The sequence below is a fragment of the Mesorhizobium sp. M0778 genome, from assembly GCF_040320105.1.
Taxonomy (GTDB): domain Bacteria; phylum Pseudomonadota; class Alphaproteobacteria; order Rhizobiales; family Rhizobiaceae; genus Mesorhizobium.
Genome location: NZ_JAMYPA010000006.1, coordinates 251099 through 267360, shown reverse-complemented (window position 1 = coordinate 267360; position 16262 = coordinate 251099). Strand labels below are relative to the sequence as shown.

22 protein-coding genes are annotated in these 16262 nt (G+C 62.4%); 7 read left to right on the top strand and 15 right to left on the bottom strand.

Going from position 1 to position 16262, the window contains the following annotated elements; all coding sequences use genetic code 11:
• Positions 1 to 145: 145 nt before the first annotated feature.
• Positions 146 to 1558 carry an aminotransferase-like domain-containing protein gene (locus NKI22_RS11680; RefSeq protein WP_023717382.1) on the bottom strand — a complete coding sequence of 471 codons (1413 nt, stop codon included), beginning with the start codon at positions 1556 to 1558 and terminating at the stop codon, positions 146 to 148.
• Positions 1559 to 1651: 93 nt separating this feature from the next.
• On the opposite strand from NKI22_RS11680, the gene NKI22_RS11675 reads away from it, so the two are divergent.
• The gene (locus tag NKI22_RS11675; RefSeq protein ID WP_023717383.1) at positions 1652 to 1903 is read left to right on the top strand and encodes a DUF1127 domain-containing protein; all 252 of its coding nucleotides are present in this window, start codon (positions 1652 to 1654) and stop codon (positions 1901 to 1903) included.
• Between the two features lie 18 nt (positions 1904 to 1921).
• Here the strand turns inward: NKI22_RS11675 and NKI22_RS11670 are convergent, their stop codons facing one another.
• The 7 genes from NKI22_RS11670 to purC are packed head-to-tail and all read right to left on the bottom strand — an operon-like array spanning position 1922 to position 5693.
• Positions 1922 to 2563 (bottom strand): Pr6Pr family membrane protein, encoded by a 642-nt coding sequence (locus NKI22_RS11670; RefSeq protein ID WP_352958439.1) that lies wholly within the window; start codon positions 2561 to 2563, stop codon positions 1922 to 1924.
• Positions 2564 to 2567: 4 nt separating this feature from the next.
• Positions 2568 to 2978 (bottom strand): hypothetical protein, encoded by a 411-nt coding sequence (locus NKI22_RS11665; RefSeq protein WP_352817464.1) that lies wholly within the window; start codon positions 2976 to 2978, stop codon positions 2568 to 2570.
• 2 nt (positions 2979 to 2980) lie between these two features.
• Positions 2981 to 3646 carry a glutathione S-transferase family protein gene (locus NKI22_RS11660; protein WP_352817467.1) on the bottom strand — a complete coding sequence of 222 codons (666 nt, stop codon included), beginning with the start codon at positions 3644 to 3646 and terminating at the stop codon, positions 2981 to 2983.
• 31 nt (positions 3647 to 3677) lie between these two features.
• A complete protein-coding gene (gene purQ, locus NKI22_RS11655; protein ID WP_352817470.1) occupies positions 3678 to 4346 on the bottom strand; it encodes a phosphoribosylformylglycinamidine synthase subunit PurQ in 669 nt (222 codons plus the stop codon).
• The gene (locus tag NKI22_RS11650) at positions 4343 to 4597 is read right to left on the bottom strand and encodes a hypothetical protein (protein ID WP_352817472.1); all 255 of its coding nucleotides are present in this window, start codon (positions 4595 to 4597) and stop codon (positions 4343 to 4345) included. The genes purQ and NKI22_RS11650 overlap by 4 nt, the downstream gene beginning before the upstream one ends.
• 18 nt (positions 4598 to 4615) lie before the next feature.
• The gene (gene purS, locus NKI22_RS11645; protein ID WP_352766801.1) at positions 4616 to 4858 is read right to left on the bottom strand and encodes a phosphoribosylformylglycinamidine synthase subunit PurS; all 243 of its coding nucleotides are present in this window, start codon (positions 4856 to 4858) and stop codon (positions 4616 to 4618) included.
• 40 nt (positions 4859 to 4898) lie between these two features.
• A complete protein-coding gene (gene purC, locus NKI22_RS11640) occupies positions 4899 to 5693 on the bottom strand; it encodes a phosphoribosylaminoimidazolesuccinocarboxamide synthase (RefSeq protein ID WP_023674725.1) in 795 nt (264 codons plus the stop codon).
• 269 nt (positions 5694 to 5962) lie between these two features.
• Here purC and NKI22_RS11635 point away from each other — a divergent pair, with 269 nt between their 5' ends.
• Positions 5963 to 6283, top strand: coding sequence for a DUF1476 domain-containing protein (locus NKI22_RS11635; protein WP_023674726.1), 321 nt, complete (start codon positions 5963 to 5965; stop codon positions 6281 to 6283).
• Between the two features lie 120 nt (positions 6284 to 6403).
• Positions 6404 to 7177 (top strand): HpcH/HpaI aldolase family protein, encoded by a 774-nt coding sequence (locus NKI22_RS11630; protein ID WP_352817475.1) that lies wholly within the window; start codon positions 6404 to 6406, stop codon positions 7175 to 7177.
• Here NKI22_RS11630 and NKI22_RS11625 read toward each other — a convergent pair.
• A complete protein-coding gene (locus NKI22_RS11625; RefSeq protein WP_023717392.1) occupies positions 7174 to 7722 on the bottom strand; it encodes an RBBP9/YdeN family alpha/beta hydrolase in 549 nt (182 codons plus the stop codon). The two genes, NKI22_RS11630 and NKI22_RS11625, sit on opposite strands and share 4 nt — an antisense overlap.
• A 271-nt stretch (positions 7723 to 7993) precedes the next feature.
• Here NKI22_RS11625 and NKI22_RS11620 point away from each other — a divergent pair, with 271 nt between their 5' ends.
• Complete coding sequence (locus NKI22_RS11620; protein ID WP_023717393.1) at positions 7994 to 8806, top strand: VOC family protein; 813 nt, start codon at positions 7994 to 7996, stop codon at positions 8804 to 8806.
• 1 nt (position 8807) lies between these two features.
• Here NKI22_RS11620 and NKI22_RS11615 read toward each other — a convergent pair whose 3' ends face one another.
• From NKI22_RS11615 to NKI22_RS11600, 4 genes are read right to left on the bottom strand one after another with little or no spacing between them, the layout of a single operon-like run.
• On the bottom strand, positions 8808 to 9380 hold the full coding sequence (locus tag NKI22_RS11615) for an RBBP9/YdeN family alpha/beta hydrolase (RefSeq protein WP_023717394.1): 573 nt from the start codon (positions 9378 to 9380) through the stop codon (positions 8808 to 8810).
• Positions 9380 to 10687 (bottom strand): adenylosuccinate lyase, encoded by a 1308-nt coding sequence (gene purB / locus NKI22_RS11610; protein ID WP_352587695.1) that lies wholly within the window; start codon positions 10685 to 10687, stop codon positions 9380 to 9382. The genes NKI22_RS11615 and purB overlap by 1 nt, the downstream gene beginning before the upstream one ends.
• 59 nt (positions 10688 to 10746) lie before the next feature.
• Complete coding sequence (locus NKI22_RS11605) at positions 10747 to 11247, bottom strand: hypothetical protein (RefSeq protein ID WP_031193518.1); 501 nt, start codon at positions 11245 to 11247, stop codon at positions 10747 to 10749.
• Between the two features lie 11 nt (positions 11248 to 11258).
• Complete coding sequence (locus NKI22_RS11600; RefSeq protein WP_352641121.1) at positions 11259 to 11984, bottom strand: DUF2259 domain-containing protein; 726 nt, start codon at positions 11982 to 11984, stop codon at positions 11259 to 11261.
• A gap of 248 nt (positions 11985 to 12232) precedes the next feature.
• On the opposite strand from NKI22_RS11600, the gene NKI22_RS11595 reads away from it, so the two are divergent.
• Positions 12233 to 12487 carry a DUF2171 domain-containing protein gene (locus tag NKI22_RS11595; RefSeq protein ID WP_254817658.1) on the top strand — a complete coding sequence of 85 codons (255 nt, stop codon included), beginning with the start codon at positions 12233 to 12235 and terminating at the stop codon, positions 12485 to 12487.
• A gap of 46 nt (positions 12488 to 12533) precedes the next feature.
• Here the strand turns inward: NKI22_RS11595 and NKI22_RS11590 are convergent, their stop codons facing one another.
• Both NKI22_RS11590 and NKI22_RS11585 read right to left on the bottom strand, forming a co-directional pair.
• Positions 12534 to 13553, bottom strand: a complete 1020-nt coding sequence (locus tag NKI22_RS11590) for a P1 family peptidase (RefSeq protein WP_352481167.1) — start codon at positions 13551 to 13553, stop codon at positions 12534 to 12536.
• A complete protein-coding gene (locus NKI22_RS11585) occupies positions 13553 to 14626 on the bottom strand; it encodes a branched-chain amino acid ABC transporter substrate-binding protein (RefSeq protein WP_352641123.1) in 1074 nt (357 codons plus the stop codon). Before NKI22_RS11585 ends, NKI22_RS11590 begins: the two co-directional genes overlap by 1 nt.
• 180 nt (positions 14627 to 14806) lie before the next feature.
• Between NKI22_RS11585 and NKI22_RS11580 the strand changes: the two genes are divergently transcribed.
• Positions 14807 to 15301, top strand: a complete 495-nt coding sequence (locus tag NKI22_RS11580; RefSeq protein ID WP_352641125.1) for a flavin reductase — start codon at positions 14807 to 14809, stop codon at positions 15299 to 15301.
• A gap of 31 nt (positions 15302 to 15332) precedes the next feature.
• A complete protein-coding gene (locus NKI22_RS11575; RefSeq protein WP_352495809.1) occupies positions 15333 to 16262 on the top strand; it encodes an AAA family ATPase in 930 nt (309 codons plus the stop codon).

The following is a 16262-nucleotide window of genomic DNA, read 5'->3' as shown; positions in this document are numbered from 1 at the left end:
GGCAATTTGTGTCCTTGGGATCGAGTCCCGTCTTATCGCAAGCTTTGCAGCCGATACACCCCGTCGGATGACTAAAACGACGGAAAGCAACAGCTTGCCGCAAGTAGCGGAAGATCGCCACTCGACCCGCCGGTTTCAAGCCGGTTCAGGAAAAGCTGTCGTAGCCGGCGCGGCCTTCGTCCAGAAGCCGCCGGATCACAGCGACGCCGTGCGCAATATCGTCCCGCTGTCGCGGCTGCGAGATGCCAAACCGCACGCCGTGAAAGGCCTGTTCGGAACGCCCCGCCTTGAACTCGTCCTCGTCGTCGATGAGCACGCCATGTTCGAGGCAAGCCTGTTTGAAAGTGCCGGAAAGCCATGGGTCCGGCAAAGTGAGCCAGACGAACGGCACATTATCCAGCGCCTTGAAGTCGAAGCCGTCGAGTGTCTCGCGCACGATCGCGATGCGCGCACCGATCTCGGCAATGCTGCGCTTGCGCATCTCGGCGGCCTGACCGGACAACACCAGCCGGCTGCCCACCTCCGCCAGCAGAAAGGGCAGGCCGCCCGTCATCATCTTATGGGCAACCCGGATGCGGTGACGATAGGCCGGCGGGCAAGCGAGCCAACCGCCGCGAACACCCGCCGCGACCGATTTCGACAGGCCGCCGGCGACGATGGTCCGTTCGGGAGCATATTCGGCCAGTAAAGGCGTCGGGTCGTCGGTCAGTCCGCCATAGAGATCGTCCTCGATCAAGACGACGTTATATTGACGGGCGACATGCGCGATTGCCTCGCGGCGCGATGCCGACAGCGTTGTCAGCGTCGGGTTCTTGGCCGTCGGCATCAAAAACATCATCTTCGGGTGCTTTTGTGCGCAGACGCGCTCGAAATCCTGGGGATCGATGCCCTCGTCGTCAGCCGCCACCAGTGCGGTCCGGCGACCGATCAGGCCGGCGCTGCGGGAGATCTGCGAATAGGTGAGGTGCTCGAAGACGACATAGTCGCCGGGGGCGGTGAGCCCCGCAATTGTTGCCATCACCGCGGCGTGGGTGCCGAGCGTGGGGACAATGGCATCCGCCGCCGGGCGATAGGAATTGCGCGACAGCCAGCGCCTGCCGGCCTCGAACCAGCGGTCCGGGAAATCACGCGTGTAGCTTGAAATCTCATGCGGATGGTCTTGCGCCGTGCGTGTCAACACATCGGCGACGATGGCACCCTGGCCGACATCCGGTGCGGCGGTGCTATCGAAGCGCATCTTGTCGCCGGGCGCATCCATATAGCGCGTGCCTTGTTCGACCGGCTCCAGGAAATCCGGCTTTGCGCTTTCCGACTGCTGAGCGAGAACATAGGTTCCGCGGCCCACCTCGCCGCTGACCAATCCCCGCTCGCGCAGCAATTGATAGGCCCTGCCGACGGTGCCGACGGTCGTGCCGATGTCGTATGCCAGATCGCGCTGCGGCGGCAGCTTTGCCCCTGCACCGATCAGGCCGCGGTCGATGTCCGTCTCGATGGAATCGGCAAGCCGCTGATAGAGCGGGCCGGTACCCGCGGTAAGATCTGGAAGCCAAGTTGTCATGGTGACAATTTTTTACATTGCACCAGGATGTGAGTCAATACATATCAGATCGGCGGCGAGAAGGGTACAATCCGAAGTTTTGGCAGAAAGAAAATGGCTACAATAGAGACAATCCGCCCCGTTAGGGCTGAATTGCAGATGCAGGTGGCGCCTCCGTTAGGCCGGCCAACCTATGTTAGTCGGCTGGTGCGTACGCTCGGATCCTTCGCGAGATGGATTGGCAGGCTAATGGATCGTCGGCGCAGCCGGCTGGTCCTGCTCGAGATGACCGACGACCAGCTCAAGGACATAGGCATTACGCGTTGTGATGCCCATCGTGAGGGCCTCAGGCCGTTCTGGGACTGAGGGTTGAGGCACCGCACTTTAGCGGACGCCCGCCGCCCTGAGCCTCGATACGCCGTGGTCCACAAGCACGGCCACGATACACAGAACCAGAAAAAGCCCGGTGATGGCCAGAGCCGAGACGGCGACGCTGGCCGCCCCGTGTTTGGAGACGTCGAGGAATGGATAGGGTACTTCGCCGACGATCGGCGCCCGCAGCAGCGCGTAGGCCAGATAGGCGATCGGATAGATCATCCAGCACGAGATGTCACGCCATCGCGTCGAGCCGTCGGCGCCCGCCACAAGCCACCACAGCACGAACACCACCGGCGTCACATAGTGCAGGAGCACGTCGCAGAGCAGGAACAGCCCTTGCGGCTGCCAAAGCTGCGCCAGGACCGTGGCGTAGATAATGAGGACCAGGCTTATGGCGACGGCTACGCCCGCCCCTATCCGTGGCCCGGCAAAGGCCGGAAACCAGGCATAACCCGTCGACGACAGCAACGAGGCATGGACGAGCACCGCGCCGATGTTGGTCAGGATGGTGAAGAAGCTGAAATAGAAGACCAGCGAGCCGACAAAGCCGCGGCCGGCTTCCATTGATGCCGGGACGGTGATGCAGAGCTGCAGGACGAGCCCGGCCAGGCCGACGACCAGACCGGTGATCTGCAGCAAGCGACCCATTGGGCTAGGCAGCAGCGCCACAGGCCGGATTGCCGGCCTGCCAGCGGGCAATGTCCGAGCCGATGCGGCCGCCGAGCGGTTCCGCCATCAATGGGCCGAACACGTCGACGCGGCTCGAATTGCCTTGCGCCTGCACGACCAGCAACGGCTTTCCGCCATAATGTTTGGCCGGCACCAGCAGGAAGCGCGGCGTGCCGCTGAACGAATTCAGCTCGTTGGCCATCTGATAGGATTTGAAGGCAGGGTCCTTGCTGGCGATCCAGCATTTGTGGGCAGCTATTGCCACCTGCTCCATGGCAAGCAGTGACGCGCTCTTGCCTGCCGGCGCCGGCGTGCTCTTCGGGCTTGACTGGCAGGAGGCGAGTACAAGACCGCCGGCAGCGGCGAGGGCGAGGCTGGCGAGTGTCGATCGCATGGTCAAGCGGCGCCCATCTCGAGTTCTGACAGAAAGATCTTCAGACCGTCTGTCATCTCACCCCAGACGCGCGACAGCGCCGGATGCTGCAAGGCGATTTGCTCATAGGCATCGAATTTCGGATGGGCGTCAAGCAGGTCGGGGCGGCCGATCGTCGCCCTGAAATTGTTGAAGACGAAGCGGGTCGGCGTCAGCCACGCATCGGCGAAGGAGATGTCGTCGCCGAGCGCGAACGGGCCATGCGCCATGCGGGCCTCGATTGCCGCAAGCCCGTGATGCAATCGGGCGAACTGTGCCTTGATGTCCGCCTCGTTGCGCTGCGGCACGAAATAGAGCTCGAACAGCTTCATCGTTGGGGCGAGCACGTCAAGGTCGGTGATGCGGGCGAACATGCGCACCAACGCCCGGTCTTTCGAATCCTTGGGCAGCAGCGCTGGCTCGGGAAAGCGTTCCTCCAGATATTCGGCAATGACCACCGATTCGACGATCGTTTCGCCCGAGCCGGTGATCAGCACTGGAATCCGGTTGAGCGGGGAGATGGAACGAAAGGCTTCGGGGATGGGAAATCCCGGCGGCGGTGCAATGACCTTGAGCGGCACGTTCTTGATGTAGGCCAGCGCCCGCACGATCGACGAATAGGGCGACAGCGGTCGCGAATAGAGTTTCATGACCGTCGCTCCAGGAGGAAAATTGAATGCATCAAGCGGCGATGCCCAGCGCGCTTTCGAACAGCGCCCGGCCGTCGCTGCCGCCATGCGCCGCTTCGATCAGGTTCTCGGGATGCGGCATCAGGCCGAGCACATTGCCACGGCCGTTGACGATGCCGGCAATGTCGTTGATCGAGCCGTTGGGATTGGTGCCTTCGGCGTAGCGGAACACCACCTGGCCTTCGCCTTCGAGGCGGGCCAGCGTTTCGGCATCGGCAAAATAATTGCCGTCATGATGCGCCACCGGCGCGCGGATGACCTGGCCCGGCTGATAGCGGCTGGTGAACATCGAGTTGGCATTGGCGATCTGCAGCTTGACTTGCCGGCAGACGAATTTCAGCGAGGTGTTGCGCATCAATGCACCCGGCAACAGGCCGGCCTCGACCAGGATCTGGAAGCCGTTGCAGACGCCGATGACCGTGACGCCCTTGGCCGCCTTTTCGGCCACAGCCCGCATTACCGGCATGCGCGCGGCAATGGCGCCGCAGCGCAGATAATCGCCAAAGGAAAAGCCGCCGGGAATGGCGATCAGGTCGACGTCGGGAATTTCAGTGTCGGTCTGCCAGACGGTGACCGGCGGCGTGCCGGAAATCTTGGTCAGCGCCGCGATCATGTCACGGTCGCGATTAAGGCCGGGGAGCAGGACGACGGCTGATTTCATTTTGGTTCGTAGGGCCTCTGGGCTTCCGCGAGTTCGCGCAATTCTAGGCGGCGTTCGATATGTTCGAGACGGTCGTCCTGCCGCACCAGCACGCCGTAAATATTCTTCACATCGCCCTCGGTGGCGACGAGATGACCACGGATCGAACCCAACTCGGACTTTACCTCGCCAAGTGTCAAATCCATCCTGTCCAGCCGCGGCTGAATGGATTTGAGGACCTCAAAAATCAGGCTTCCATCAATCTCAGCCATCTACCCTCCGGCACAACCTCAGGTAATGGCCACACTATAATTCTCAATCACCGTATTCGCCAGAAGCTTGTCGCACATAGCTTTCAGATCGGCCTCGGCCTTGGCCTTGTCGCCCTCGGCAAGCTCGATATCGAAAACCTTGCCTTGCCGCACCTGGCCGACGCCGCCGAAACCCATTCCGGAAAGCGCATGCTCGATTGCCTTGCCTTGTGGGTCGAGCACGCCGTTCTTGAGGGTTACGGTAATGCGGGCCTTGATCACGCTGGACATGCTCCTGTTCACCTGTTGAGCGGGCAAGCCGTCAGTGCGGCTTGCCTTTGACACCGTCGGTCGATGCGACGAGCACCGGTCCGGCAGGGCGCGGCGGTTCGTTCTCGTTCATGATGCCGAGGCGGCGGGCAACTTCCTGATAGGCTTCGACGAGCCCGCCCATGTCGCGGCGGAAGCGGTCCTTGTCGAGCTTGTCCTGGGTCGCCACGTCCCACAGCCGGCAGGAATCCGGCGAGATCTCGTCGGCGACGACGATGCGCATCATATCGCCTTCGAACAGGCGGCCGCATTCGATTTTGAAATCGACGAGCTGGATCCCGACGCCCATGAACAGGCCGGAAAGGAAGTCGTTGACGCGAATGGCCAGCGCCATGACGTCGTCGATCTCCTGCGGGCTCGCCCAGCCGAAGGCGGTGATGTGCTCTTCCGATACCATCGGATCGTCGAGCGCATCGGCCTTGTAATAGAATTCGATGATCGAGCGCGGCAGCACGGTGCCTTCCTCGATGCCCAAGCGCTTGGCCAGCGAGCCGGCGGCGACGTTGCGCACCACCACTTCGAGCGGGATGATCTCGACTTCCTTGATCAGCTGCTCGCGCATGTTGAGCCGGCGGATGAAGTGGGTCGGAATGCCCATCCGGTTGAGATGATTGAAGATGTGCTCGGAAATGCGGTTGTTGAGCACGCCTTTGCCATCGACGATTTCATGCTTCTTCTTGTTGAAAGCGGTGGCGTCGTCCTTGAAGAACTGGATCAGCGTGCCAGGCTCCGGTCCCTCATAAAGGATCTTGGCCTTGCCTTCATAAATGCGGCGGCGATTTTTCATCTGATTTTTCTCTGGATTTGCGGGCAGGCGGCAAGCGACCAGTTCCTGTCCGTCTGCCTAAAATAAGATGGCGACGGTGGGGTTCAATGCCGGTGTCTATCCCAATCGCACTGTTTGCTCAATCGGCAAATCCTTTCAATCAACCGCTTTCGGGACCGAAATGCCGCAGCGCAGCAGGCAATGTAGCATATTGACCGGCCGACGCCCTTTTGGTTTGTGCTCCGGCAACACATATTGACCCAACGAATCGGATTTCACGGAGGGATGCCATGAGCAGCATGAAAGACCGCGAAGAGGGCTTCGAGCGCAAATTCGCATTCGACGAGGAACTTCGGTTCAAGGCTGCGGCACGCCGCAATAGAGCGCTCGGCCTGTGGGCTGCCGAAAAGCTCGGCAAATCCGGCGCCGATGCCGACGCTTATGCCAGGGAAGTGGTCGTCAGCGACATCGAGGAAGCCGGCGATCACGACGTCTTCCGCAAGATACGCAAGGATTTCGATGCGGCCGGCATCGATCAGTCGGACCATCAGATCCGCCGCACCATGGATGAATTGATGGCGCAGGCGATTGAGCAGATCAAGAACACCTGATCCTTCCACCGACATCGATCGAATGCTGGACCAATCGACCGCCCGGCCTAACCGGGCGGTTTTTCTTTGCCTTTGCGGTCATTTCCGGCTGAATTGCTGCAAGCAAAGAGGAAATCACCAATGTCCCTGAAGTCACGCCTGGCGGCCGACGAAACGCTGTTCACCGCATGGTCCGGCGTGCCGGATGCCTTGACGGTCGAGATACTGGCCAGACAAGGGTTCGACGCGGTTACGCTCGACATGCAGCATGGTGGCCATCACGAGGACAGCGTGCTGCGCGGGCTTGTGCCGGTGCTGGCCGTCAACAAGCCGGCTTTGGTGCGCATCCCGGTCGGCCGCTTCGACATGGCCAGCCGCGCGCTCGACTTCGGCGCCGAGGCTGTGATCGCCCCGATGGTGAATTCGGTGGCGGACGCAAAGCTGTTTGCCGCCGCCATGAAATACCCGCCACTCGGCGAGCGCTCCTGGGGCCCGACCTATGCTTTTCCGCGCCATGGCAAGGGCGACTATGCCGACTGGCTGCGCGACAGCAACCAGCGCACCATGGCGTTCGCCATGGTCGAAACGCGGGCCGCGCTTGATGCACTCGACGGCATCCTCGACACGCCGGGCATCGACGGTATATTCCTTGGCCCGTCGGATTTCTCGATCGCCTGGTCGAAGGGCACCACCGTCAGTTCGACGCTGGAGAGCATGATGGAGACCGTCGCCTCGATCGCCGAGCGCACCCGCAAAGCCGGCAAGCATGCGGCGATCTATGTGATGGAACCGGCCATCGCCGGTCGCGTGGTGTCGATGGGTTACCGGCTGCTGGCGATGGGTTCCGAGCATTCGCTGATTTCGCTTGGGGCAAAGACCCTGCTGAGCAGCGTCAGGGGTTCAATCGCTTCCTAGAGATCCGTCAGGAATTTCGCGAACGTCATCGACCCTTCGGGCCAGGGGCCAAAGCCGGAATCCGCGTTGAGATGGCCGGCATCGCCGGCGTCGATGAACAGCGAGCCCCAAGCCGCGGCAATGTCCTCGGCGACGCCGAAGGCGCAGAACGGGTCGTTGCGGCTGGCGATCACCACCGACGGAAACGGCAGCGGGTCACGCGGATAGGGACCGAAGGTCATCAGGTGCCTCGGCTTTATCTTTGGATTGGCGACATCGGGCGGCGCCACGAAAAAAGCGCCGGCGACCGGCCGCTCGAACCGAGACAAGGCCTGGATGACCGCAGCGACGCCAAGCGAATGGGCGACGATGACGACCGGCCGCTCGGCCTCGTTAACCGCCTTGGCGACACCGGCCGTCCAATCCTCGCGCACCGGCTTCGACCATTCCGCCTGTTCGACGCGGCGCGCTGTCGATAGTTTCGACTGCCAGCGGCTCTGCCAATGATCGGGGCCGGAATTGGTGTAGCCCGGCACGATGAGAATATCTGCTTCCCTGACTTTCATGGCGCGCATGTAGCGAGAGGCGCTGTCGGGTGCAACCGGGTATAAACTCAACAGCGACACGCAAACGGCCTCTCACGAGCCCGGTTCTGCTCGCTATTGTGAACACCATGTTCGCTTCTTGCGCTCTTGTGTGAACGATCGCGATCGACGATCTGTCGCCAGGAAAGAATGGCTGTTCCGAGATTTTGGCACGGACCCGGCGTAGAATGATTGATGGCGCCGGGTTCCTCTGTTGGAAGCTTGTCGAGCGCCGCCTGAACGGAGCACTTTGATGAGCGAACTGCCTTTTGCCGCGACGACCCCGGTCAGCGTTGCCCGCGTCGGCTTGCGGGCGCGCCATGCAGAAAATCTCGCTGCCTACTATCGCAAAGTCGTCGGTTTGCAGGAACTGAGCCGCTCCGGCGGCACGATCACGCTCGGCGCAGTCAATCGTCCTTTGCTCGACATCGAAGCGGATCCGGCTGCGAAACCGGATGACCCGCGCAGCGCCGGTCTTTTCCACACCGCCTTCCTACTACCCAGTCGGGCCGATCTCGGCCGCTGGATCAATCACGCCATCGCCGGCAAGATTGGCATCGAGGGCGCGTCCGATCATCTGGTCAGCGAGGCGCTTTATCTGACCGACCCGGAAGGCAACGGCATCGAGATCTATGCCGACCGCCGTCCGCAGGACTGGAAATGGAACGGCGACAAGATCGCGATGGCGACGGAGCGGCTGAACATCCCTTCGGTGGTTGCCGAAGTGCCGGCCGGCGACACCGGCTGGCAGGGCGCGCCGGAAAACAGCATTATCGGCCACGTCCATTTGCGGGTCGGCAGGCCGGAAGAAGCCGAAGCATGGTGGCACCAGGAGTTCGGTTTCGACACGGTGGCAAAATATGGTGGCGCGGCGGTGTTCCTGTCGTCCGGCGGCTATCATCACCACATTGGCGCAAATGCGTGGCAGAGCCCGGGTGCCGGTCGCCGAGATCCCTCCCGCTCCGGCCTGGCCTGGGTCGAGATGCGTTCGGACAATGCCGCGAGCGACACTACCCGCGAGGATCCGTGGGGCACAGTGATAAGGACGGTTCCCGGTAAGGCGTAGGCTAGAGGTTAGCCTTCTCGAGTAAGCGTCCTAGCATCAGCAGGCCCGCTGGCCATACGCCCAGGCGGGCCTCGTTTCCCATATGGCCGAGATCGCCGGCATCGGCGATATCCGCGCCCCAGGCTGCGGCAAAAGCGGTCGCCTTGTCGAAGGTGACGCGCGGGTCGCTGCGGCTCGCCACCACCAATGCCGGGAAGGGCAGGCGCTTCAGCGGCATCGGCGCGAACGGGCGCACCGCGTCGAATGAGGGATCGGTATCCTCGACATTGGTCGCGGCGACCAGGAACGCCGCCGCGACCTTGTCGAGCTGGCTTTGACTGGCCCCGGAAGCCCACTTCACCGCCGTCGCCACTGCCAGCGAATGTGCAAGCAGCACGATGCGGCGCGGTGCGGCGGCCACCGCAGCATCCACCTGGCCGATCCAGTCTTCAGGCTTCGGCCGGTCCCACTCTGCCTGCAGCACGCGGCTCGAATTGGGGAGCACCCTGCACCAATGCGACATCCAATGATCCGGTCCGGAATTGCCGCGGCCGGGCAGGGCAAGAAAATCGAAATCTCCGGCCGCCGAAATCATCAGGCTTCTCCGAACACTCGGCTGAAGATCGTGTCGACATGCTTGGTATGATAGCCCAAGTCGAATTTCTCGCGGATCTCGGCCTCAGGCAGGGCTGCAACAACGTCCTTGTCGGCCAAAAGTTCCTCAAGGAAATCAGCGCCTTGCTCCCACACCTTCATGGCATTGCGCTGCACCAGCCGGTAGGCTTCCTCACGCGAAATGCCGGCTTGCGTCAGCGCCAGCAGCACGCGCTGCGAATGCACGAGGCCGCGGAACTTGTTCATGTTCTTCAGCATGTTGTCGGGGTAGACCAGCAGTTTGTCGATGACGCTGGTCAGCCGTGACAGCGCGAAATCGAGCGTCACCGTCGCGTCGGGCCCGATCATGCGCTCGACCGACGAGTGCGAGATGTCGCGCTCGTGCCACAGCGCCACATTCTCCATTGCCGGCAGCGCGAAGGAGCGCACCATGCGAGCAAGGCCGGTGAGGTTCTCGGTCAGCACCGGGTTGCGCTTGTGCGGCATCGCCGACGAGCCCTTTTGTCCGGGCGAAAAATACTCCTCCGCCTCCAGTACCTCGGTGCGCTGCAGATGGCGCATCTCGATCGCCAGCCGCTCGATCGACGAGGCGATGACGCCGAGCGTGGCGAAGAACATCGCATGGCGGTCGCGCGGGATCACCTGCGTCGACACCGGCTCGGGCTTCAGCCCAAGTTTCTTGGCCACGTATTCTTCGACATAGGGGTCGATATTGGCGAAGGTGCCGACCGCACCCGAGATGGCGCAGGTGGCGATGTCCTCGCGTGCGTGCACCAGCCTCTCGCGGCAGCGCGAGAATTCGGCATAGGCCTGCGCCAGCTTGACGCCGAAAGTGGTCGGCTCGGCATGGATGCCGTGGCTGCGGCCGATGGTAATCGTATCCTTGTGCTCGAAGGCGCGGCGCTTGAGCGCCGCAAGCAGCCCGTCAATGTCGGCCAGGAGGATGTCGCTGGCCCGGGTGAGCTGCACGGCAAAACAGGTGTCGAGAACGTCGGAGGATGTCATGCCCTGATGGATGAAGCGGGCATCCGGCCCGACGAATTCGGCAAGATGGGTGAGAAAGGCGATGACGTCGTGCTTGGTGACGCGTTCGATCTCGTCGATGGCTTCGACATCGAATTTCGCCGCCCCGCCTTTCTCCCAAATGGTCTTGGCGGCCTCCTTCGGGATGACGCCGAGCTCGCCCAATGCGTCGCAGGCGTAGGCCTCGATCTCGAACCAGATGCGGAACCGGGTTTCGGGCGACCAGATGGCCACCATTTCCGGCCGGGAGTAGCGAGGGATCATCAGTCGGTCCTGACTTGCAAGAGCATTTGCCCGCGTCCTAACAGAGGCAAGCAAAATGCTCAACGTTGCTGGCGCGCAAACCAGACACTGGCGACAGCCAGCGCAATGAAACCGAGCGGAAAATACAGCCGGATGCCGAGGACGACGAACTGGTAGAGCGCCGTCAACATCGTGAACACGAACTGGAAAACCCAGGTGATGGTGAGCGCGGGCGCATGCCATTGGACATAGTAGGAGCGGTATTGCAGCCCAAAGAGGCCGCCGGTGAAGGCGATAGTCACGGTGAGAAGGCAGACGAAGGCGGCAGCGAGGGCGATCTCCCAGTTGCGTCCGAGGGAGACGAGTCGCGCCAGAAACAGCCCAACCGGGAAGGCCAGCGCGCCGCCGGCAGCATAAAGCAGCGAGACGAAGCGGACCTTCGCCGGGGTCTCCCAATCGTACAGCTGCAGATTGAGCAGCGCGCTGGCGCCCATCGCCATGGCCCACAACAAGGCACCGACAAAAGCGGTGCGCAGCGGCGGCAAGGAGCGGCGGAGACGGCGCAGAGCGCGATAGCGCATGGCGGGGAACGTCACAGGCGACCGGTTACCGCGATCCAGCGATAGTCCGGCCCTTCGAAGCCGTATTGGCGCACCGCGATCAGCACGGCATAGGCGCTGAGGCTATCCAGTGAAAATGTCTGGACCGCGCCGATCTGGTACCCATTCGGACAGCCGCGGCTTTGCGGGATTGATTTGTCCTCGTGAATAATCCTCGTCTGGCCGCCGTCCTTCGCCTCGATGCGCAGCAGGCGAAAGCCGTTGATCTCGCCCTGGCTCTGGCAGCGTTCGGTGTCATTCATGCCGATCTGGTCGAGCCGGAACTCGAGCGGATCGTCGACCGGCGAAAAGATCGGGCGCGGATTGACCACCATGCGGAAGGGATCGGCAGAAAGCTCGGTCACCGGGTTGAAGCCGGCGGTGATGCCGCGATTTGCCGTGAGTTCCGCCTGACTGACGATCGCTTCGCCCTTTTGCCGAGCCTGCAGCCGCGCTGCGTCCACCATGGCATTCTCGTCTTCGAGCCGGACTCGGATCGGCGATCCCTTGAGAAAACTGTCGTCGGCCGTGTCGATGTAATAGCGGTTGGCATACGGGAATCCCGATCCGTCCTGGACGCCATATTCTTCGAAGGCGAAGATGCCGCCGTCACGGCTGAAGCCGAGGATCTCAAGCTCGGCGACATCGCCTGCGTAGGCGGCGACCAAAGTTGCAAGCTGGGCGAACAGGCAGACGGCAAACAGGGCAAGATTTCGCATGGGGCTTTCCGTTCAGGCAGTCGACGTCGTTAAATTCCCTATCACGATGCTGTCAAAAGATCGTGCTAACTGAAACACGAAGTCGATGCATCCAATCCGGCTGTCGTTTGTTATTGTCGGCAGCTTCACCGCATCGTGCCTTCCGAAAATCAGAATCGATTTTCGGAAGGGCACGATGCATTGATTCAAAATGTTTAGAGCATCCTTTGCGCGTCCAAAGGACGCGCGGCGCCCTAAGGGAGACCCCCATGACCGATGCAGCCAAGATCCGCGAACGTATGGAAGTGATCGGCGCCGACGGTGTCCATGTCGGCACCGTCGACAAGGTCGACGGGGATCGCATCAAGCTGACCAAGCGCGACAGCGGCGAGGGCGCTCACAGGGGCCATCACCACTTCATTCCTCTCAGCCTCGTCGCCGAGGTCGAGGGCCAGAAGGTGCGCCTGTCGGCAAACTCGGATGTTGCGGTCACGTTCGAGGAAGAAAAATCCGACCCCACCTGATCATAGTCCAGTCTGACTACTGCTCACCGAATGAGCGTCGGCGCGTTCAGCGCGACGACCAGACCGGGAAGAGATCGCCCTCGGCCGGCGTCGCGGCAAAGACGCCGCGGCTGATGGCGCGCGCCATCGTCGCGCCGGCAGCTGCGTAGAGATCGATTGCATCGTTGGGCCCGAGCTCGATGCCGCTCTTGCCCGTTGCCAGCGCGAAGACCAGATCGCCGTCGGCGGGCGTGTGCGTCGGCCAAATGGCACGGACAAAGCCGTCATGCGCTGATATCGCCAGGCGTTTGGCGGCGGCCTTGGTGAGGACCGCATCAGTGGCGATCACGGCGATGGTCGTGTTGGCGCCGGTTTCCGCCTGCTCTGCGGCATGCTTGTCACGGAACTTCAGCAGGATCTTTCTGGCACCGTCAGGCATCGGGTGGGGATAGCCTAAGCCGCCGAACTCGTCGCCGATCTCGAACGGTGCCGCCCAGAAATGGCGGGTCCCGGCGACCGTCACCGAGCCGGTCGGGTTGACGGCGGCGAGCGCGCCGATGGTGACGCCGCTGTCCAGCATTGTCGAGGCCGAGCCGAGCCCGCCCTTCAGACCGGAGCTCAGCGCGCCGGCACCCGCGCCGGCGGTGCCGAGCGCAAAGTCTATCGCGGCGGCTTGCGCGGCTTCGTAGCCGAGGTCGCGGTAAGGCGGATACCGGCCCCAATCCTTGTCGCCGCCATTGCGCAGGTCGAACAGGATCGCCGCCGGCACGATCGGCACGCGAAAGCCGCCGACCTCGACGCCGATGCCTCTTTCGCGCAATGCCGCCTGTACCCCCGACGCGGCGTCGAGGCCAAAGGCCGAACCGCCCGAAAGCACCACGGCGTGGATGGCATGGATTGAATTGTGCGGCTCGAGCAGGTCGGTTTCGCGGGTGCCCGGCGCACCGCCCAGGATTTGCACGCCGGCCACGGCCGGTTCGTCGCAGATGACGGTGGTCACACCGGATTTCAGCTTGGCATTCGCCGCATTGCCAACCCGCAAGCCGGCAACGTCGGTGATGAGATTGCGCGGACCGGTATGGAACATTATTGGCTCTCCGCCCGCACGAAACGGCCGCCGTCGAAACGGTAGGCGCGATAAGGATTTTGCGTCAGGTCGCCTTTCTCGTCAAAGCGGATCGGCCCGATCGCCGTAGTGAAGTCATGTCCAGTAAGCAGGTCAGCCAGGCTTTTGCCGGAGGTTTCGGAAGCCGCAAAGGCCTCGCGGGCGATCTCGACCGCGGCATAGGCGGGCAGCGTATAACCATCCGGCACGATGTTTTGTGCGGCAAAGCTTTGCAGCACCTTGGGGTCGGCGACGTCAACCCATTCGGGCGGCGCGATCATTAGCGTGCCGACGGCGTAAGGCACGTCGCCGAGCGGCGCGCGCAGCGCTTCACCGCCGGCAAACACCATGCCGGTATCGAGCTGGCCGGCGTCGCGGCCCATAATGGCGACATCATCGCCGTCACCGCCGGCAAAGACATGCGTTGCGCCGGCTTTCTTCAGTCGGCCGATCAGGCCGATCTGGTTGTCGAGCTGCGGCCGGAACGTGTCGACGAACACTGGCTTCAATGCCGCCTGCTCGGCGGCAGACCGAAACGTCTCGGCCATTTCGCGGCCATAGATCGTGCCATCGTCGACGATAGCGAACAGCTCGTTCTGCCATAGGCGGGTGAGGGTGGCGGCGACGGCATTGCGCTCGTCGTCGCCGCGCGGCCCGAGACGATAGATCGGCCATCCCGTCTTGGCGCGCCGGTCGGTCAGGCTTTCCGTGCGCACGCCGACGGTGATCACCGGGATGTCGGCATCCTTGAGGATCGGCAGAGCCGCCTCGATTGCGTCGGTGCACAGAAAACCGATGACGACCTTGACCTTGGCCGCGGCGAATTCCCGCGCGGCGGCAACGCCGCCAGCGGCCGTGCAGGCGTCATCGATCGTCCTGATCTCGGTATCACTCGCTTCAGCCGCCATTGTCGCGCCTGCCTCGATCTGATTGCCGAGGATCGCCGACGGCCCCGACAAAGGCGCCGCGACGCCGATCAGCAGCGTCTCGGCACTCGCACTACCGGCGAGCGAGAGCCAGGCCAGCACCGCTATCGTGGTTGTCCAAGGTCGCATGCGAGCGAAGAATTCCTCCGCGCCGATCGCGTGTTTTGCCGGCGCCAATGCCGTCAAGACCTAAAGGCTGGCCAGCTTTGGCGCAACACGCGAATTCGGGATATAGCTCAAGCACTTCGCTTGTGGCATGCAATATGCGGTCATATATAACGGCTGGTTCTGACTAACGGAAAATCATCGGTGCTGAAGAAGAATGAAATCGGGCCGCAGGCCTACCGCGACGCTATGGCCCATTTTGCCGGCCATGTGCATGTGGTCACCACTGATGGCCCGGCCGGCAAGCGTGGCGCGACGGTGATCGCGGCCTGCTCGGTGTCGGACACACCGCCGACCATCCTGGTCTGCCTCAATCGTGAAAATCCCAAGAACGAGCCGTTTGTGAAAAACGGCAAATTTGCCATGAACACGCTGGCTTCGGATCAGGAGCCGCTGTCGATCGGCTTTTCCGGCATCACCGGCCTGCCGGTCGAGGAGCGTTTCGCATTGGCCGAATGGGACGTCATCTCGACCGGTGCGCCGACGTTGAAGGGCGCGCTCGCCGTCTTCGACTGCGAGCTGATCGACACCAAGGATCTGGCCACACATCGTGTGCTTTTTGGCAAGGTGACAGGCCTGCGCATCGGCGATAATTTGCGGCCGCTGATCTATCACGACCGCAGCTACCACGCTCTGTAGAGGCTTTGATGGCCGCGTCCACGGAGATCAAATGACCGAGCTGAAATCGCGCCCCGTGCCGCGGACCATCGACGAGACGCTCGATCTGTTGACCGGTGCGGATTATGTGGCGGACCGGTCGCTGGCGACTGTGCTGTTTTTGTCGCTGCGCATGAAGCGTCCGCTGTTCCTTGAGGGTGAGGCCGGCGTCGGCAAGACCGAGATCGCCAAGGTGCTGGCCGAGGCCCTTGGCCGTAGGCTGATCCGCCTGCAATGCTATGAAGGGCTCGATGTCTCGTCTGCCGTCTACGAGTGGAACTACGCCGCGCAGATGATCGAAATCCGCATGGAGGAGGCGGCCGGCAAGGTCGACCGCTCCGACATGGAACGCAACGTCTTTTCCGAAAAGTATCTGATCCGCCGCCCGGTGCTCGATGCGCTGACTGGCAAGGCGGGCGCCGCACCGGTGTTCCTGATCGACGAACTCGACCGCACCGACGAGGCCTTCGAGGCATTCCTGCTCGAAATCCTTTCCGATTTCCAGGTGACGGTGCCCGAACTCGGCACCATCAAGGCGGAGGAGCCGCCGATCGTCATCATCACCACCAACCGCACGCGCGAAATCCACGACGCGCTGAAGCGGCGCTGCCTTTATCACTGGGTCGATTATCCCAATGCCGAGCGCGAGCTTGAGATCGTCCGCCGAAAGGTGCCGCAGGCCAACAGCCGGCTTTCGGCCGAGGTCGTTTCATTCATCCAGAAGCTGCGTCAGATCGAGCTGTTCAAGGTGCCCGGCGTCGCCGAGACCATCGACTGGGCCGGCGCGCTGACCGAACTCGACAAGGTGGCGTTGGACCCTGAGACGGTTTCCGACACGATAGGCGTGCTGCTGAAATACCAGGACGATATTGCCCGCATCGGTGAGGGCGAAGGCCGGCGCATCCTCAACGAGGTCAAGGCCGAGCTGTCGGCGGCGGAGTAG

Bases quoted from the DNA above. Each gene is read 5' to 3' on its own strand.
- NKI22_RS11680 (WP_023717382.1), bottom strand. From the start codon at position 1,558: ATGACAACTTGGCTTCCAGATCTTACCGCGGGTACCGGCCCGCTCTAT.
- NKI22_RS11675 (WP_023717383.1), top strand. From the start codon at position 1,652: ATGGCTACAATAGAGACAATCCGCCCCGTTAGGGCTGAATTGCAGATG.
- NKI22_RS11670 (WP_352958439.1), bottom strand. From the start codon at position 2,563: ATGGGTCGCTTGCTGCAGATCACCGGTCTGGTCGTCGGCCTGGCCGGG.
- NKI22_RS11665 (WP_352817464.1), bottom strand. From the start codon at position 2,978: ATGCGATCGACACTCGCCAGCCTCGCCCTCGCCGCTGCCGGCGGTCTT.
- NKI22_RS11660 (WP_352817467.1), bottom strand. From the start codon at position 3,646: ATGAAACTCTATTCGCGACCGCTGTCGCCCTATTCGTCGATCGTGCGG.
- purQ (WP_352817470.1), bottom strand. From the start codon at position 4,346: ATGAAATCAGCCGTCGTCCTGCTCCCCGGCCTTAATCGCGACCGTGAC.
- NKI22_RS11650 (WP_352817472.1), bottom strand. From the start codon at position 4,597: ATGGCTGAGATTGATGGAAGCCTGATTTTTGAGGTCCTCAAATCCATT.
- purC (WP_023674725.1), bottom strand. From the start codon at position 5,693: ATGAAAAATCGCCGCCGCATTTATGAAGGCAAGGCCAAGATCCTTTAT.
- NKI22_RS11635 (WP_023674726.1), top strand. From the start codon at position 5,963: ATGAGCAGCATGAAAGACCGCGAAGAGGGCTTCGAGCGCAAATTCGCA.
- NKI22_RS11630 (WP_352817475.1), top strand. From the start codon at position 6,404: ATGTCCCTGAAGTCACGCCTGGCGGCCGACGAAACGCTGTTCACCGCA.
- NKI22_RS11625 (WP_023717392.1), bottom strand. From the start codon at position 7,722: ATGAAAGTCAGGGAAGCAGATATTCTCATCGTGCCGGGCTACACCAAT.
- NKI22_RS11620 (WP_023717393.1), top strand. From the start codon at position 7,994: ATGAGCGAACTGCCTTTTGCCGCGACGACCCCGGTCAGCGTTGCCCGC.
- NKI22_RS11615 (WP_023717394.1), bottom strand. From the start codon at position 9,380: ATGATTTCGGCGGCCGGAGATTTCGATTTTCTTGCCCTGCCCGGCCGC.
- purB (WP_352587695.1), bottom strand. From the start codon at position 10,687: ATGATCCCTCGCTACTCCCGGCCGGAAATGGTGGCCATCTGGTCGCCC.
- NKI22_RS11605 (WP_031193518.1), bottom strand. From the start codon at position 11,247: ATGCGCTATCGCGCTCTGCGCCGTCTCCGCCGCTCCTTGCCGCCGCTG.
- NKI22_RS11600 (WP_352641121.1), bottom strand. From the start codon at position 11,984: ATGCGAAATCTTGCCCTGTTTGCCGTCTGCCTGTTCGCCCAGCTTGCA.
- NKI22_RS11595 (WP_254817658.1), top strand. From the start codon at position 12,233: ATGACCGATGCAGCCAAGATCCGCGAACGTATGGAAGTGATCGGCGCC.
- NKI22_RS11590 (WP_352481167.1), bottom strand. From the start codon at position 13,553: ATGTTCCATACCGGTCCGCGCAATCTCATCACCGACGTTGCCGGCTTG.
- NKI22_RS11585 (WP_352641123.1), bottom strand. From the start codon at position 14,626: ATGCGACCTTGGACAACCACGATAGCGGTGCTGGCCTGGCTCTCGCTC.
- NKI22_RS11575 (WP_352495809.1), top strand. From the start codon at position 15,333: ATGACCGAGCTGAAATCGCGCCCCGTGCCGCGGACCATCGACGAGACG.